General features: G+C 36.6%; 12 protein-coding genes and 1 other annotated feature (1 of these 13 only partly in view). Of the genes, 7 read left to right on the top strand and 5 right to left on the bottom strand.

Annotated elements, in window-relative coordinates:
* Positions 1-52 precede the first annotated feature (52 nt).
* The gene (locus MWJ95_RS11280; protein WP_249072979.1) at positions 53-745 is read right to left on the bottom strand and encodes an AIM24 family protein; all 693 of its coding nucleotides are present in this window, start codon (positions 743-745) and stop codon (positions 53-55) included.
* A gap of 435 nt (positions 746-1,180) precedes the next feature.
* Complete coding sequence (locus tag MWJ95_RS11275) at positions 1,181-2,452, bottom strand: L-lactate MFS transporter (RefSeq protein WP_249072980.1); 1,272 nt, start codon at positions 2,450-2,452, stop codon at positions 1,181-1,183.
* A gap of 951 nt (positions 2,453-3,403) precedes the next feature.
* Between MWJ95_RS11275 and MWJ95_RS11270 the strand changes: the two genes are divergently transcribed.
* The 7 genes from MWJ95_RS11270 (at position 3,404) to MWJ95_RS11240 (ending at position 11,263) form a co-directional block, all read left to right on the top strand.
* Positions 3,404-4,891 carry an ATP-binding protein gene (locus MWJ95_RS11270; RefSeq protein ID WP_249072981.1) on the top strand — a complete coding sequence of 496 codons (1,488 nt, stop codon included), beginning with the start codon at positions 3,404-3,406 and terminating at the stop codon, positions 4,889-4,891.
* Positions 4,888-5,556, top strand: coding sequence for a response regulator (locus tag MWJ95_RS11265; RefSeq protein ID WP_249072982.1), 669 nt, complete (start codon positions 4,888-4,890; stop codon positions 5,554-5,556). The genes MWJ95_RS11270 and MWJ95_RS11265 overlap by 4 nt, the downstream gene beginning before the upstream one ends.
* Positions 5,557-6,098: 542 nt before the next feature.
* Entirely contained in the window at positions 6,099-6,971 is an 873-nt protein-coding gene (locus MWJ95_RS11260; RefSeq protein WP_249105610.1) for a DctP family TRAP transporter solute-binding subunit, read from the top strand.
* Between the two features lie 57 nt (positions 6,972-7,028).
* Positions 7,029-8,072 (top strand): DctP family TRAP transporter solute-binding subunit, encoded by a 1,044-nt coding sequence (locus MWJ95_RS11255; RefSeq protein WP_249072984.1) that lies wholly within the window; start codon positions 7,029-7,031, stop codon positions 8,070-8,072.
* A 237-nt stretch (positions 8,073-8,309) separates the two neighbouring features.
* Positions 8,310-8,807, top strand: coding sequence for a TRAP transporter small permease (locus tag MWJ95_RS11250; protein WP_249072985.1), 498 nt, complete (start codon positions 8,310-8,312; stop codon positions 8,805-8,807).
* Positions 8,788-10,056, top strand: coding sequence for a TRAP transporter large permease (locus tag MWJ95_RS11245; protein WP_249072986.1), 1,269 nt, complete (start codon positions 8,788-8,790; stop codon positions 10,054-10,056). The genes MWJ95_RS11250 and MWJ95_RS11245 overlap by 20 nt, the downstream gene beginning before the upstream one ends.
* 10 nt (positions 10,057-10,066) lie before the next feature.
* Positions 10,067-11,263 carry an MFS transporter gene (locus tag MWJ95_RS11240; protein WP_249072987.1) on the top strand — a complete coding sequence of 399 codons (1,197 nt, stop codon included), beginning with the start codon at positions 10,067-10,069 and terminating at the stop codon, positions 11,261-11,263.
* Positions 11,264-11,302: 39 nt separating this feature from the next.
* Here the strand turns inward: MWJ95_RS11240 and MWJ95_RS11235 are convergent, their stop codons facing one another.
* From MWJ95_RS11235 to leuS, 3 genes are all read right to left on the bottom strand, one after another.
* Complete coding sequence (locus tag MWJ95_RS11235; protein WP_249072988.1) at positions 11,303-12,238, bottom strand: hypothetical protein; 936 nt, start codon at positions 12,236-12,238, stop codon at positions 11,303-11,305.
* Positions 12,225-12,746 (bottom strand): sigma-70 family RNA polymerase sigma factor, encoded by a 522-nt coding sequence (locus tag MWJ95_RS11230; protein ID WP_249105608.1) that lies wholly within the window; start codon positions 12,744-12,746, stop codon positions 12,225-12,227. The genes MWJ95_RS11235 and MWJ95_RS11230 overlap by 14 nt, the downstream gene beginning before the upstream one ends.
* Positions 12,747-12,849: 103 nt before the next feature.
* Positions 12,850-15,267, bottom strand: coding sequence for a leucine--tRNA ligase (gene leuS / locus MWJ95_RS11225; RefSeq protein WP_249105606.1), 2,418 nt, complete (start codon positions 15,265-15,267; stop codon positions 12,850-12,852).
* Positions 15,268-15,360: 93 nt separating this feature from the next.
* Positions 15,361-15,501, bottom strand: a binding site (T-box leader) (it continues 71 nt past the right edge of the window).

Raw genomic sequence — 15,501 nt, 5'->3', positions numbered from 1 at the left:
TTATCAGCGATTCTAATAAAAAGCGTGTCCCGAAAATAAGGACACGCTTTTTTTAGCCTTCTTTAGACATATAGACTTCCTCGTATGGTTGAATGATGACAAATCCTTCACCTGAAAATGCCATTTGAATGGATTCACCACTACCACGACCGATAAATGTTCGGAAGCTAATATCTGTTTTAAACTCTGGTGCCAAATTACCTGACCATGCTACTGTGGCATGCGGATCAGTATAGACCGTTTCACCAGGCTTCACTAACAATGTTAACGGTTCGAAATGAGTTGTAATGGCTACCTTTCCTTTTCCTTGTAAAGTTACATTAAACAATCCACCTGACATGACGCCTGCCATTTTACGCATTAAGTGAATATCCCAATCAATACTTGGCTCAAAGGCAAGTAAATCATTACCGTTTACGCAAATGCTTTCATCTTTTAAATCGAAGACCGTTATTTTTTTCCCTTGATCCGCTAAATAAAGTCGTCCCTTACCTTTCGCTTTCATAAGTTGCGTACCTTCACCTGTTAATGCCTTTTTGAACATTTTACCAAGGCCATGCTCCAGTACACGTTCACGCTCAAACTTAATATCTCCTACATAAGAAATCATTGCGCCCATTTTCGACCAAACCTCGCCATTTAGGTTGACCTCTAATACACGCTCAGTTTCTAACTCGAAATATTCATTTTCGTTGTCGTCCTGCTGTGTTTTATTAATAAAATCGTTTAAAGAAAATTTCCCCATATCACATTGCCTCCTTATTTATTTTATATACGTTTTAATTTTCGAAAAGATTCAATCAAATCAAAGAAGTAAAAAAACGAATAATTGAATAAAACAGTTGAATCTTTTATTCATGAAACGGTAACCAATTTACGCTTTCATTATGAATCGTTTCGTTCATGGCGAAATGACTAAAAACGTCAGTTGTTCGGTCACCCTCTTGAAAATCAATTAATGAACCTCGCATTTGCTTTCCGTTACAAAATTTCTCTTTTAGTAGCGAAATCACTTTATTTCCAGTAATGATATTGACATCCGATACCAACTGTTATACATTAAACAGAGATTGATCAAGTGTTATATAACAACAGTTGCACAAAAAAAGACCATACAAGCGTCATGTGCGAAATGACACTCATATGGCCAATACCTTCAAGTGCGAATTGAAAGTATAATTTATTGTGTTGCGGAGACGTCTCCAACCTTTTCAGAAGCTTCTTTTAATGCTGTTCGTTTACGTACATCTGCACGTAAAGTTAATGAAATAATTAATGAAGCAGCAATTAACCCTGTAAACACATAGAATACTGGAATATAACTTCCATAAGAGTTTTTAATAGTGCTTACTAAAAGCGGACCAAAAATACCACCTAATGACCAAGTCGTTAATAAATAACCATGAATAACTCCAAGTTGTTTCGTACCGAATAAATCACTTGCAAATGCTGGTAGATTCGAGAAACCTCCACCATAGCAACTAACAACTAAGAAAATAAGTGCTTGGAAAATAATAACGTTTGTTGTATGCGGTAAGACGATAAATGTAACTAGCTGTGCGATAAAGAAAATTACAAAGACGTTCGAACGACCAATATAGTCAGACACAGCAGCCCATACTAAACGACCACCACCATTAAATAATCCCATTATCCCTACCATTGCTGCGGCTCCCGCAACTGATAATCCTACAATTTCTTGAGCCATTGGAGATGCAACAGAAATCATCATAATACCTGCTGTTACGTTTACTAAATGCATCGACCAAAGCATCCAGAAATGCTTAGTTTTTACAGCTTCACGTGCTGACATGACAGCTAAATCTTTCTTCACTACTTCTTTACCATTATCTGCAGCAGCCTTCATATTCGCTGGCATATAACCAGGCTTAGGCGGTGCTATATATGAAGCCCCTAAAATCATTAACGTGAAATAACTTGCCCCTAAAATAAAGTACGTTGTAGAAATACCAACAGCCTCCATTAAGTTAGCTGCGACTGGTGCTGTAATAAGTGCTCCTGAACCAAATCCAAGTACAGCCATACCTGTTGCTAATCCGCGGCGATCCGGGAACCATTTTACTAATGTCGATACAGGCGCAATATAACCAATACCCATACCCAATCCACTTAGTAAACCATATGTTAACCAGTACATTGTTACGGAATCCATTGAAATCGCTACACCCGCACCAGCTTGTCCTGCTCCAAATAGAACAGCTGCTACCATCGCGGATTTACGTGGTCCCATCTTTTCTACTAAGTTACCAAATAATGCTGCGGAAAAACCAGCAAGCCCCATCATTATTGTAAAGGCAACCGTTACATTTGTTTCGCTCCATCCCATTTCTGTGACAATCGGTAGCTTATATACACTGTATGCATATGCTCCACCGATCGAAAGATGAATAGCGATTGCGGATAATGCAATTAACCATCTATTTTTATTCATAAATTCTCTTTTCTCCCCTCTTTTGCTACCTGTGAAAGTTTTATGAACGTCCATGAAAATAATTTACCACTTAGAATTATTCAAATGCAAGATGTTTTTTCAAAAAATATTATTTCTCGAAAAAGTATTTTATTTTCCATCCTAATAATCTTATAACGAAAACCTTACTCTCTCTAAGTAAATAGCCGTTTATTATACGAAAACCACAACATTTTTTAGCTAATATTATTTTTCTACTCTATTATCAAACTCTACATAAATTATTTCGATATAATTAATTTTGTGCATATTTTCACATGCAATCAATGTATATTCCGATCTTTCTAACTCACTTATTTTTTTATGTTTCTTTAAAAGATTACAAACAAATATTCATTATGTAGAAATTTCTTGAGAAAAAGAGAATTTTAAAACTTAAATCAACGAATTTCTTTCGTGTAAAAAGTGATCAAAAAACACCTCCAAATGATATATCTTGCTTTTAATGGATAACCAATTAAATAAACCCAATATATATTTTGCATATTAAAAAGCGAATAATCATTACCTTCTCATTTTTATTATTCAAATATATATATTTTTATTTTAAATAGACCTTTTTTAAATGTATAACTAACTAAACCAATTAGTTATATTAAACATTTACTATGGTTCACAAATAAAAACAGTAATATTTAACCATATTGTATTACAGTAAACTAATAATTTATAATAGAGAGAAATTCCCAGTGTCGTCACTTAAGTAACTTTCGATGCTTTCTTATACGGCTATTATTCAATTCGAAGATGATTATTCAAAATTTTCTTAATTAAAGAGGTGTTAATTTAATTGAAGGAAGCTTAATATGTCTTTCCTTTTACGTTGCTATGAAAAATATTTCTCTACGTCTAAAAATGTTTATTTTTTCATTCATTATTGTTATTTTTTCAATCGCAACAAGTGGAGCCATTATGATTCATAATTTGGCAGGGGCATTAGAAAAAGAATTTGGTGCACATGCCCTCGCTATTGCGCGAACTGTCTCACAGCTTACCGATGTTCAAAATAATGTAGGCAAACCATCGGGATTTGAAATTATTCAACCTATTGCAGAGCGCATTCGTTTATCAACAGATGTCGATTATATAGTCATTATTGATATGAATCGAATTCGTTATTCTCATCCATCTGAAAGTAAGCTTGGCACAGTGTTTGAAGGTGGAGACGAAATTGAAGCTTTTTCACAGCACGAATACATATCGAAAGCACATGGCGTTCTTGGCTATTCCATACGAGCGTTTGCACCTATTATGAATGAAGAAGGGACAAAGCAAGTTGGCGTCATAACTGTTGGACTACTTGCACCAAAGTGGTACAACCTTCTAGGCGAATATCAATTCGATATATTAATATCTCTTTTTTCGGGTTTAGCCATTGGATTAGGTGGTTCCATTTTAGTTGCTAATCACTTAAAACGGCAGACATTTAACTTGGAACCATTTGAGATAGCACGATTGTTGGAAGAACGCTCAGGCATTATCCAGGCGATGGACATTGGAATATTAGCTACAGATGAAAGTGGAAATGTTTCATTCATTAATCGACTAGCAAGGCAGTATACTCATTTCTTCGGACAAAAGATTACACGAAAAACTTTGTTTAAAGGGACTTGGCTTGCAGAGGATACCCTGCAACAGCATGAAGTATATCGACCACTTTTGTTGTTTGAGCAAATGTACTTAGTACGCACCTTCCCGATTCGCATAATGGAGCAAAATGCTGGCTACCTTATTATGCTAACCGATCGGAAAGAAGCTAATATGTTAGCCGAAGAATTAACAGGCATTAAAATACTCGTAGATTCCTTACGTGCACAGCAACACGAATATATGAACCGTCTACATAGCATTGCAGGACTTATTCAGTTGGAGCGTAATGATGACGCCTTGAGTCTTATAATTGATGAGATAACTGTTGAGGAAGAAATTATTCAAAGCTTACATGACAAAATTCATGATTATTCAATTCAAGGATTATTGCTTGGTAAATTTTCTCGAGCAAAGGAGCTCGGAGTAGAGCTAACGATTGACGAGGACTCGAACTTAATCGATTTTAAGAGTGGTTTTTCAAGTGGCGATATAGTAACCATTATCGGTAATTTATTGGACAACGCTATGGAGGCATGTTTCGAATGTGTTCATAAAGATGTTCACTTAACTATAATCGGCAATAACCATCATTTATTTATTGAAGTACAGGATAGTGGTAAAGGGATTGATGGGATGCCACAGCGAATTTTCGATTATGGTTTTAGTACGAAACAAAAAGAAGGTCATGGGATCGGTCTTGCCCTTGTTAAACAGCTTGTAGAGTCAAATAACGGAGTTATTCAAGTAGAATCAACAGTTGATATTGGGACAATTATTACAATAGAAGTAGGGGTGACTGGAGAACAATGAGTAATCTTTCAGTTTTTATCGTAGAGGATGATCCAATGGTACTTGAAGTAAATAAAGGTTTTTTAAATAAATTGAATGGTTTTCAGCTAGTAGGTGAATCCGTTAACGGACGTGATGCTTATAAGAAAATTAAAAACAAAAAACCCAATCTGATTTTACTTGATATGTTTTTACCTGATATGACCGGAATGGAATTATTCTTAAAGCTTCGAGCAGACCGTATTCCTTCAGATATTATCATGATTACAGCGGCAAAAGATGCACCAACCGTACAGGAGGCACTTCGACTTGGAGCAATCGATTATCTTATAAAGCCATTTCGCTTTGAACGCTTCGAAAAGGCTTTACAGCAATATAAAAACTCAACAAAGAAGCTACCAAATTCAGAAGCTTTTAGGCAAGAGGACATCGATAAGTGGCTTGGCATTCAACACGAATCAACAGAACTTCCAAAAGGACTTAACACGATAACTATGCAACAAATTCTTACATATTTAACAGCCCATCAAGCATCTATTACATCAGAGCAACTTGCACAAAATGTTGGAATGGCAAGAGTAACTGTAAGGAAATATTTAGACTTTTTAGCTACTAAAGGAACTGTCAAAATCGAATTACAATATGGGACAGTTGGTCGTCCAACTAAATACTATTCTATTAAATAAAATGCAGCTGTACCCAAACAGATAAGTTAAACTTCCCTAAATTAAATATCAAGAATCTGCCTCCTTTAAAGATACTAATGGCTTGAAAGCTTATTCAAAACTTCTTTAAAGGAATAGGGCAGATTTTTTCTTTTATTTCATCATCTGCTAGTATCAATTGGAACGGAAATCATTCCGTTGTTATGCTGATATGCCCTCTATTTTATCCCCTATATTACTCCGCCATCTGTTTTGCAACAGTTTATTGAAATAATAAATTGTTATATACCACAAATACCAAAATGTCCATTAAAACCAAAATATTGTTTATTTATTCAGATGAATTACAATGATAAGCGTTCATATCTTATAAGGTCAGGAGTGAATTTGTATAGGAAGTAATCGTTTCAAGCTCAATTTTGTTAGCGCTCTCATTTTCCTAACAATTCTGTTAGCTTCATGCCAAGAAACAGGTTTACCCTACCGACAATGAGCAGCTAAGTCACGAGGAACAAATCGTTATTCGTTTTTCACACGTAGTTGGTGAAAATACACCTAAAGGAATGGCAGCTGTAAAATTTGCAGAGCTAATTAAAGAACGGAGTCGTGGGTACGTCGAAATTCAGGTGTTTCCAAATGGTGTTCTTTATAAAGATGGTGAAGAAATGGATGCACTGTTACGTGGTGATATCCAAATGATTGCACCTGCTATTTCAAAAATTACAACGCTTGTACCAGAATGGTCAGTCATGGATTTACCGTATGCATTTAAAAACGCAGACGAAGTTCATACATATGTCGAAAGTGAGATTGGTCAATCTTTAATGACAAAGTTAAATGCACACAATTTGTATTCTATGGGCATATGGGATAGTGGATTTAAACAGCTTAGCAACAATATCCACCCTATTGAAAATGTCCGCGACTTGAATGGCTTACGCATGCGGATTATGCCAAGTGATATTTTAGCAAAACAATTCTCTAGCGTTGGAGCCATCCCAAAACGCATTGATTTCAATACAGTTTTCAATCAGCTACAAAAAGGCAAAATAGATGGTCAGGAAAACACGCTCACTAATATTACAAGCAAAAATTTATACTCTTTACAAGACTACTTAACGATAAGTAATCATGGCTATCTCGGTTATTTACCACTGATGAACCACGAATTTTGGAACTCTCTACCAAAGGATGTGCAAATTCTACTCATCGAAACACTTGAGGAAGTGCAGGAGTGGGAATGGCAGCTTGCAGAAGAATTAACGGCACAGTGGCTAAAAGAAATGGAAGCTTGCAATTGTATTAAAATCCACTACTTATCTGATGAAGATATTGAGAAATGGGCGTCTGCCTTTGATCCCGTCTATGACTATTACACAGACAGTTTCGGGGAAAAATATATACAGGCACTTCCTAAATATCAAACACATCATTAACTTGGGTTCAAAAGGTTGTCCTTTTAACTATAATTAAACTTTTTAGGGGGATATGTAATGAAAAAATGGCTTTTTATGTCACTTATGGCTGTTCTTGTTCTCGCACTTGCAGCTTGTAGTGGCGACAAAAAAGGGAACGCTTCTGCTCCAGTAGAAGGTGACGGTGGATATACAAAAGAAAAACCTCTTATCATTAAATTTTCACATGTAACATCTATTGATAGTGTTAAAGGAAAAGCTGCAGATGCTTTCGCTAAATTAGTAGATGAAAAGACAGAGGGTAAAGTTAAAGTTGAGGTGTATCCTTCATCACAATTATATGGGGATAATGACGAGCTAGATGCACTAGTATCTGGGAATGTTCATATGATCGCCCCTTCGGTAACAAAAATGGTGAAAATCGATCCACGTTGGCAATATGTTGATATGCCTTATCTTTTTGAAAGCGACGAACATGTACGTAAATTCTTTAAATCTGACGTTGCTAAATTAATTCTGGAATCTGATCAGTTAGCAGCTAATGATATTAAAGGCTTAGTGTTCTGGGAAAATGGCTTTAAACATTTCTCAAACAATAAGCATCCACTTGTAAATGTTGAAGATTTTAAAGGTTTAAAATTCCGTGCTCAAGCTGGTAAAGTGCTAGAAGCACAATTCAAAGCTTTAAATGCTGGTTCTGCAACAATCGCGTTCGGCGAAACATACGCTGCTCTACAACAAGGGACAGTTGATGGACAAGAAAATACATTCAATAACTTTGATACTCAAAAATATCAAGAAGTCCAAAAGTACTTCTCAGTATCTCAACATGGTCGCCTTGACTACGCAATCTTTGTTAACAAATCTTTCTGGGACAAAATCCCTGCAGATTTATTAAAAGCAGTTGAAGAGTCCTTAGATGAGGCAACAAAATTAGCTTGGGATTTAGCCGCTGAAGAAAATGCCAAATCATTTGAGAACATTAAAAACTCTGGTATTGAAGTAATTGAGTTAGATGACGCTCAAAAAGAAGCAATTAAAACAAAACTTGAACCAGTTTATGAAGAGTTCAGTGATTCTATTACAGAAGAATTAATCAATGGTATCCGAGATTTAAAATAAATTTTTTAAATAGTAAGAATTGAATAACTCAAACAAAAAGAATCTGCTCATTCCTATGGGTATGCCGCAAGCTCCCTCAGAATTCTCGCAGATTCTTTTTAATAAAAATACGTAAATTACTTACATTGAACATTGAACCTGTACAAATGGGTGCTTGGATGCACTTTAAAATTCATCTGCACTTATAGTAGAAAATCGTACCCTTTTGTACATGCATCAAATGAAGGAGGCAAAAGAATGAAAGCCTTGCATAAAGTATGGGGCTACTTAGAAGAGATTCTTGCGGGAACTTTTTTTGTAGCAGGTGTTTCTCTTATTTTTTACGGCGTCATCATGCGTTACATTTTTAATGAACCACAGGCATGGGTAGAAGAATTAGCACGTTATTCTATAATTTGGGGTACATTTTTTGGATTTGGCTTAGCCCTTCGTCACAATCAACATATTCAAGTAGATATTTTATATGATAAATTAAAACCTTCAATGAAACGTGTATTAGATTTAGTAGCCACAGGACTAAGTATTGTTTTTTGTTTAATTTATACGTATTACGGCTTTATCTTAGTGGAAAATCGTTATACATCAGGCATGATATCACTTGATATTGGAATACCCATGTGGATCGTTTACTTAGTTCTACCTATTTCAGGGGCTTTATTTTTACTAAGATTCGTAGAAAGATTAGTCAATATTCTACGAGGAAAGGACGAAGAATATGCTAATCCTCTTACTTAGTTTCTTTCTATTACTATTCTTACGAGTACCTGTTGCAATAAGTTTGGCACTATCGACAATCCTTGTGTTTTTCCAAATCGATTTCAATATGAATATGATTCCTCAACGTATTTTTACGGCTCTCGACTCTTTCCCGATGATGGCGATTCCAGGATTCGTCCTTGCAGGGGTACTAATGGCGCGTGGTGGGATTTCTAAATATTTGATTGAAGCGTTACGTTCATGGATCGGACATCTTCCAGGAGGACTTGCGGTTGTGACAATCATTGCCTGTGCCATTTTCGCAGCGATTTCTGGTTCTTCACCTGCAACTGCTGCAGCGATTGGTTCTATCATGATCCCTGCTATGATTTCTGCTGGCTATAAAAAACGTTATTCGATGGGACTTGTTGCTGCTGGTGGTACACTAGGGATATTAATTCCACCGAGTGTTCCGTTAATTATTTACGGTATTACCTCAGAGCAATCCATTGGTAAATTATTTATTGCTGGTATCATTCCAGGACTAGCATTAACAGGGATTTTAATTGTTGCAGCAATTGTTTACGCTAAACGCAATGGCTTTAAAGGAGATAAGCCAGCTAGTTGGAGTGAACGTGGTCGTAAATCGTTAAAAGCTATTTGGGGCGCTTTTTTACCATTCTTAATTTTAGGAACCATCTATTCAGGCGTTGTTACACCAACGGAATCAGCAGTTATTGCCGTATTCTACGGTTTAATCGTTTCACTTTTCATCTATCGTGAAATGAAGTTAAAAGACTTCCGTGAAGTTTTAGTAGAATCTATTAACATTACAGCGATGATATTCTTAATCATCGGTGCCGCTTCCCTGTTTGGACTATACTTAACGAATGCACAAGTACCACAACAAGTTGGTGCCTGGATTGCAGAAAGCGATTTAAACAAGTGGATCTTCATGATTATCGTTAATATTCTATTCTTTTTCATGGGTATGTTCTTAGAAGCTGTATCAATTATATTAATTACCTTACCTATCCTTTTACCAATACTTGCACATTTCGATATCAACCTACTTCACTTTGCGATTATTATGACGATTAACATGGAGCTTGGCATGATTACACCACCTGTTGGACTAAACCTCTTTGTTGTAAGTGGGATTGCCAAAGAGAAGCTAGGAGAAGTTGTGAAAGGTGTAATTCCGTTTATCGTATTAATGATTATCTTTTTAGCAATCGTTGTTTTAATACCTCAATTATCACTCTGGTTACCAGAACACATGAAGTAAAGGATTATTTATGGACTTTACAAAGGGCTATTCGATTAAAGACCGTCAATTTTGGATAATTGTCACTAGTCTAGGAGGAGCTTCGGTGTTTGTATTCGCAGCAATGTACTCGGTACAACCCCTACTCCCCTTCTTTACAGAGCACTTTCAAATCTCTGTTTCTTACGCAAGTCTGTCCATGTCCGTAACTACTGTATCAGTAATCATTGGATTAATCGTTTTAGGATTTCTATCTGACCGACACGGAAGATTATTATTTATTCGTTTATCTGTTATTCTAACGATTATTCCGTTTCTATTTATGCCTTTAACAGATTCTTTTTATTTCATCATTTTTTTACGTTTTATCCAAGGTTTTGCAATAGCCGGTGTTCCCGCAGCAGCACTCGCCTATATTAGTGAAGAGGTCAATCACCAATCAATGGGTCTTGCTACTGCCCTTTATATTTCTTGTAATGCATTAGGTGGGACAATTGGACGGCTCATGATGGGCTATATAACAGAACAATTTTCTTGGGAAACAGCGTTTTTCTCATTAGCGCTATTCGGTTTTATTATTTTCATAATAGTTTGGCTTACCTTACCAAAATCTCGAAACTTTTCGAAGAGTAATCGTACGATCCATAACGATTTATACGGATTTTGGCTTCATTTAAAAAATCCAAATTTAATTATTCTTTTTGGACTAGGTATTATTTTGCAGTTATCATTTACTGGCATGTGGTCATTTATTCCATACTATTTAACTGAACCTCCATTCTTACTTTCATTAAAAACGATATCGTTTATTTTTTTAGCGTATGGGTTAGGAATTATTGGTTCACCGATTGCTAATTCACTCGCGGGTAAAGTGGGGATAAATGTAATCCAAACATTTGGGGTGTTGTTATTAGTTAGTGGCATATTATTAACATTAAGTACGTCCCTTTTCATTATTATTGTCGGGCTTTGTATTGCATGCTTAGGCTTTTTTACCGCGCATGCTTTAACTTCTGCAACAGTTAGTCAAACAGCCAGCCATCAAAAGGGAAGTGCTTCCAGTTTGTATCTTGTATCCTATTATGTTGGGGTTGCTTCTGGAAGTACATTACTCAGTCCGATATGGCCACTCTTCAAATGGCAGGGAATTGTCTTTATTACAGTTTTTCTTCCTATCGTGTATATAATTTTTTTACATTACACATTACGTAAGAAAGGTAGAAATTAGAGATGCTCTGTAATCATTCGAGCATCTCTTTCCTTTTCATTAAAAATAAATAATAAATACAATGATGATTAGTGGAACTAGTGCAATAAATAAACCAATTGATGTATAATGTCTTTTTTCCTCACGCCCATAATAATAGTCAATGGCAATTTTGCTGATCATGGAGACAGCTAAAAATCCGACTATTGCAGCTGTATATATAAACCACCCATATATATTAGCTAAAATTAAAGCCAATCCTTGTATAAACTTAGCAATATACGTTGTACTTTGATGGCCTGTATTTATATACTTCGGATCCTCTGGAATGCTATACTTTTTCCGAATTGCTTTTTCTAAAAGCCAACCTAGAAAGAGAACAATTAATAAAAATGTAAGCATCTCACCGAAACTAATATTTTTTTTATCTTTTTGCATAAGAGCAATAAATGACGACGCAGTATCGCCATCTTCCACTTTGTAAAAGAGATTTGTATGTCGATCGCTAAAAGCTAGCTGCTCATCGTTTAAGAACACTTTTAGCCGCACAACTTGCCCGTTGTCAAACTCCACCCATACATCACGAAATGCATAATAATCATTATCCTTCTTCGATATTACTGCCTTTTGAAGTGCATTTGCAATGAGCGTTGTTTCCGACTCTTTTTTATAAGTTTGTTGCCCTAAGATCCACCCAGTTCTTCCAGCCTTAAAGGAATCTTCATCCCAATTATACGCACTCGTAAACTGTTTAACCTCATGTTGAGCTAGCTCAACAATCGTCGCATGCCTAGATGTATCTACTTGCTTCCACGGGCCAATTACCATCAAGAAGAGGATTGTCACGACTGCTCCAATGAAAATCGTTGGATATTGCCAACTACGAGGTTGTTTATCTTCCTGAGATACATTTAGCAAAATACGGTCCTGCAATTGTTGTGAGAAACGCGGGGCTTCTCCAAGCTCTTTATCCAGTTTATCCTTAAAAGATGTCATCTTCTAGCACCTCCCAATGGCTTTTGTCCAGTTTTTCCTGCAAAATTTGTCTAGCTCTACGCAATCTTGTTTTCACTGTATTTTCTGTACATGCCAGAACCTCTGCTATTTCTCGCACCTTTAATTCTTGGTAATAATAAAGAATGATGACTTCTCGATAGATGATTGGAAGCTCAAGCAAAGCTGCTGTTACAATTCTTCGCTCATCCTTTTCAAGTAAATTTGTTTCAGCCGATCGTTTACTGACTCCAATGTGCAGCTTTTCAAATAAAATATGACGCTTATTTTTCCAGCTTCGTAGATAGTCATGACTTTTATGTACTGTTATTTTGACTAAATATGTTTTTAGTGAGGATCGTTGTTCAAAGTGCTCCTGTTGCCGATAATAAGCAAAAAATACATCTTGAACAATTTCTTCTGCAATAGCCCAATCTTTAACATATAGATAAGCTACTCGAAGACAATATTCACCATGCTCTTCCATAACCCTTGCTAAATGCTCACTCAAACAAACACCTCCTGTTCCCATTCACACTATAGTCGTATCGAAATCTCAGTTGGTTTCAGTAGAAAAGAAAAAAGTGCCCAAATATTGGACACTTTTTACATTATTATTTAACAACGATATTAACAAGCTTGCCTGGAATGACAATAATTTTTACTAAGTTTTTGCCTGCCGTATACTCTTGTACTTTGCTATCTGCAAGTGCTACTTTTTCGATTTCTTCTTTTGAAGCATCTTTCGCTACGATGATTTTTGCACGTACTTTGCCAAGCACTTGTACGGCAATTTCAACCTCATCATCAACAAGTTTAGCCTCATCATACGATGGCCATTCCTTATATGAAAGTGTTTCATCATGGCCTAATATCTGCCATAGTTCTTCAGCAAGGTGTGGAACCATTGGAGCTAGCATTTTCACAAAGCCTTCAGCGTATTCTGTTGGAATAACATCCGCTTTGTAGCAATCATTGATGAATACCATCATTTGTGAAATAGCAGTATTGAAGCGAATACCCTCGTAATCCTCTGTTACTTTTTTCACAGTTTGATGATATGACTTTTCAAGTGTTTTATCATCAGAAGCTTGAATTTTTGCAGCGATTGTACCATCTTCTTCATTGACAAATAGACGCCAAATACGATCTAAGAAGCGACGTGCCCCGTCTAAACCATTTGTTGACCATGCAACAGAGGCTTCAAGTGGACCCATAAACATTTCATATAAACGTAGTGTATCAGCACCGTGTGAAGCAATAATTTCATCAGGGTTAACGACATTGCCTTTTGATTTAGACATTTTTTCATTACCTTCACCAAGAATCATCCCTTGGTTAAATAATTTGTGGAATGGCTCTTTCGTGTGTACAACGCCTAAATCGTATAGAACTTTGTGCCAGAAGCGAGCGTAAAGCAAGTGTAATACTGCATGCTCTGCCCCACCGATATAAATATCAACTGGTAACCAGCGTTTTAGTAACTCAGGATCTGCAATTGCTTCTTTATTTGTTGGGTCAATATAGCGTAAGAAGTACCAGCTAGAACCTGCCCACTGTGGCATTGTATTCGTTTCGCGACGACCTTTTTTACCTGTTTCAGGATCAACAACATTTACCCATTCCGCAATATTTGCTAATGGCGATTCACCAGTACCTGAAGGACGAATATTATCCGTTTTAGGTAGCACTAATGGTAATTCTGATTCCGGTACTGGCGTCGTTGTACCATCTTCCCAATGAATCATAGGAATTGGCTCACCCCAGTAACGTTGACGAGAGAATAACCAGTCACGAAGACGGTAAGAGATTTTCTTCTCTCCTACACCTTTTTCCTCAAGCCATTCAATTGCTTTAGCAATACCGTCCTCTTTGTTTAACCCATTAAGGAAGTCAGAGTTAATGTGCTTACCATCCCCTGTGAATGCTTCCTTGCTAATGTCTCCACCTTCAAGGACAGAAATAATCTCTAGGCCGAATTCTTTTGCAAATTCATAGTCGCGCTCATCATGTGCGGGAACCGCCATGATTGCACCTGTACCATATGATACTAATACGTAGTCTGCAATCCAAATTGGCATTTTCTTACCGTTAATCGGATTAACTGCATAAGCACCTGTAAATACGCCTGTTTTTTCTTTTGCTAAATCTGTACGCTCTAAATCAGATTTCAATTTTACTTTATCTAAATAAGCTTCTACAGCTTGACGTTGTTCAGCAGTTGTAATTTGCTCCACTAATTTATGCTCAGGTGCAATAACACAATATGTAGCACCAAATAATGTATCAGGACGAGTTGTAAACACCGTGAAGTTTTCATCTGTACCATCTATACTAAATGTTACTTCTGCACCTTCCGAACGACCAATCCAGTTGCGTTGCATATCCTTAATAGACTCTGGCCAATCCACTTCCTCTAAGTCGTCGATTAAACGATCAGCAAAGGCCGTAATTTTAAGCATCCATTGCTTCATCGGACGACGTTCTACAGGATGACCACCACGCTCTGACTTTCCATCAATAACTTCTTCGTTTGCAAGTACTGTTCCAAGTGCTGGACACCAGTTTACAGCTACTTCATCTACATAAGCTAAGCCTTTTTTATAAAGTTGGATAAAGATCCATTGTGTCCATTTATAATATTCTGGATCTGTTGTGTTAATTTCACGATCCCAATCATAGCTAAAGCCTAGCTCTTGGATTTGACGTTTGAATGTCGCGATATTTTTCGCTGTAAATTCTGCTGGGTCATTTCCTGTATCAAGTGCATATTGTTCAGCCGGTAAACCGAATGCATCCCAGCCCATAGGATGAAGAACGTTATAGCCTTGCATACGTTTAAAGCGTGAAAGAATGTCTGTCGCTGTGTAGCCCTCTGGATGTCCTACATGAAGACCTGCACCAGATGGGTATGGGAACATATCTAACGCATAAAATTTTGGTTTTTCTGTTTCATTTTCAGTTTTGAAAGTTTTATGATCAGCCCAATATTGCTGCCACTTTTTTTCGATTTGTTGATGATTAAAACTCATGATTATTCCTCCTTTAAATGTGTCATGCTTTTCACTTCAGTAGTAATTGACAAAATATTTAAAAAATAAAAAAACTCGCCCCTTCCTTTATCAGAAAGGGACGAGAGAATTCGTATCTCCCGCGGTACCACCCAAATTAGTGATCACACTCGGCTCTAGCTTCCTTAACGCGGAAGTAACGGCACGCGCTGTTTCACGCGGGCAGACTCAGAAGGCGAGTTCAATTTGCTTTCT

Origin of the sequence: Lysinibacillus sp. Bpr_S20 (assembly GCF_023337835.1) — a bacterium.
GTDB lineage: Bacteria > Bacillota > Bacilli > Bacillales_A > Planococcaceae > Lysinibacillus.
This window is presented reverse-complemented; position numbering and strand designations above follow the sequence as displayed.

Excerpts from the sequence above, each read along its gene's own strand:
- MWJ95_RS11240 (WP_249072987.1), top strand. The coding sequence starts at position 10,067 with ATGGACTTTACAAAGGGCTATTCGATTAAAGACCGTCAATTTTGGATA.
- MWJ95_RS11245 (WP_249072986.1), top strand. The coding sequence starts at position 8,788 with ATGCTAATCCTCTTACTTAGTTTCTTTCTATTACTATTCTTACGAGTA.
- MWJ95_RS11265 (WP_249072982.1), top strand. The coding sequence starts at position 4,888 with ATGAGTAATCTTTCAGTTTTTATCGTAGAGGATGATCCAATGGTACTT.
- MWJ95_RS11275 (WP_249072980.1), bottom strand. The coding sequence starts at position 2,452 with ATGAATAAAAATAGATGGTTAATTGCATTATCCGCAATCGCTATTCAT.
- MWJ95_RS11235 (WP_249072988.1), bottom strand. The coding sequence starts at position 12,238 with ATGACATCTTTTAAGGATAAACTGGATAAAGAGCTTGGAGAAGCCCCG.
- MWJ95_RS11260 (WP_249105610.1), top strand. The coding sequence starts at position 6,099 with ATGGCAGCTGTAAAATTTGCAGAGCTAATTAAAGAACGGAGTCGTGGG.
- MWJ95_RS11255 (WP_249072984.1), top strand. The coding sequence starts at position 7,029 with ATGAAAAAATGGCTTTTTATGTCACTTATGGCTGTTCTTGTTCTCGCA.
- MWJ95_RS11280 (WP_249072979.1), bottom strand. The coding sequence starts at position 745 with ATGGGGAAATTTTCTTTAAACGATTTTATTAATAAAACACAGCAGGAC.
- leuS (WP_249105606.1), bottom strand. The coding sequence starts at position 15,267 with ATGAGTTTTAATCATCAACAAATCGAAAAAAAGTGGCAGCAATATTGG.
- MWJ95_RS11270 (WP_249072981.1), top strand. The coding sequence starts at position 3,404 with ATGATTCATAATTTGGCAGGGGCATTAGAAAAAGAATTTGGTGCACAT.
- MWJ95_RS11250 (WP_249072985.1), top strand. The coding sequence starts at position 8,310 with ATGAAAGCCTTGCATAAAGTATGGGGCTACTTAGAAGAGATTCTTGCG.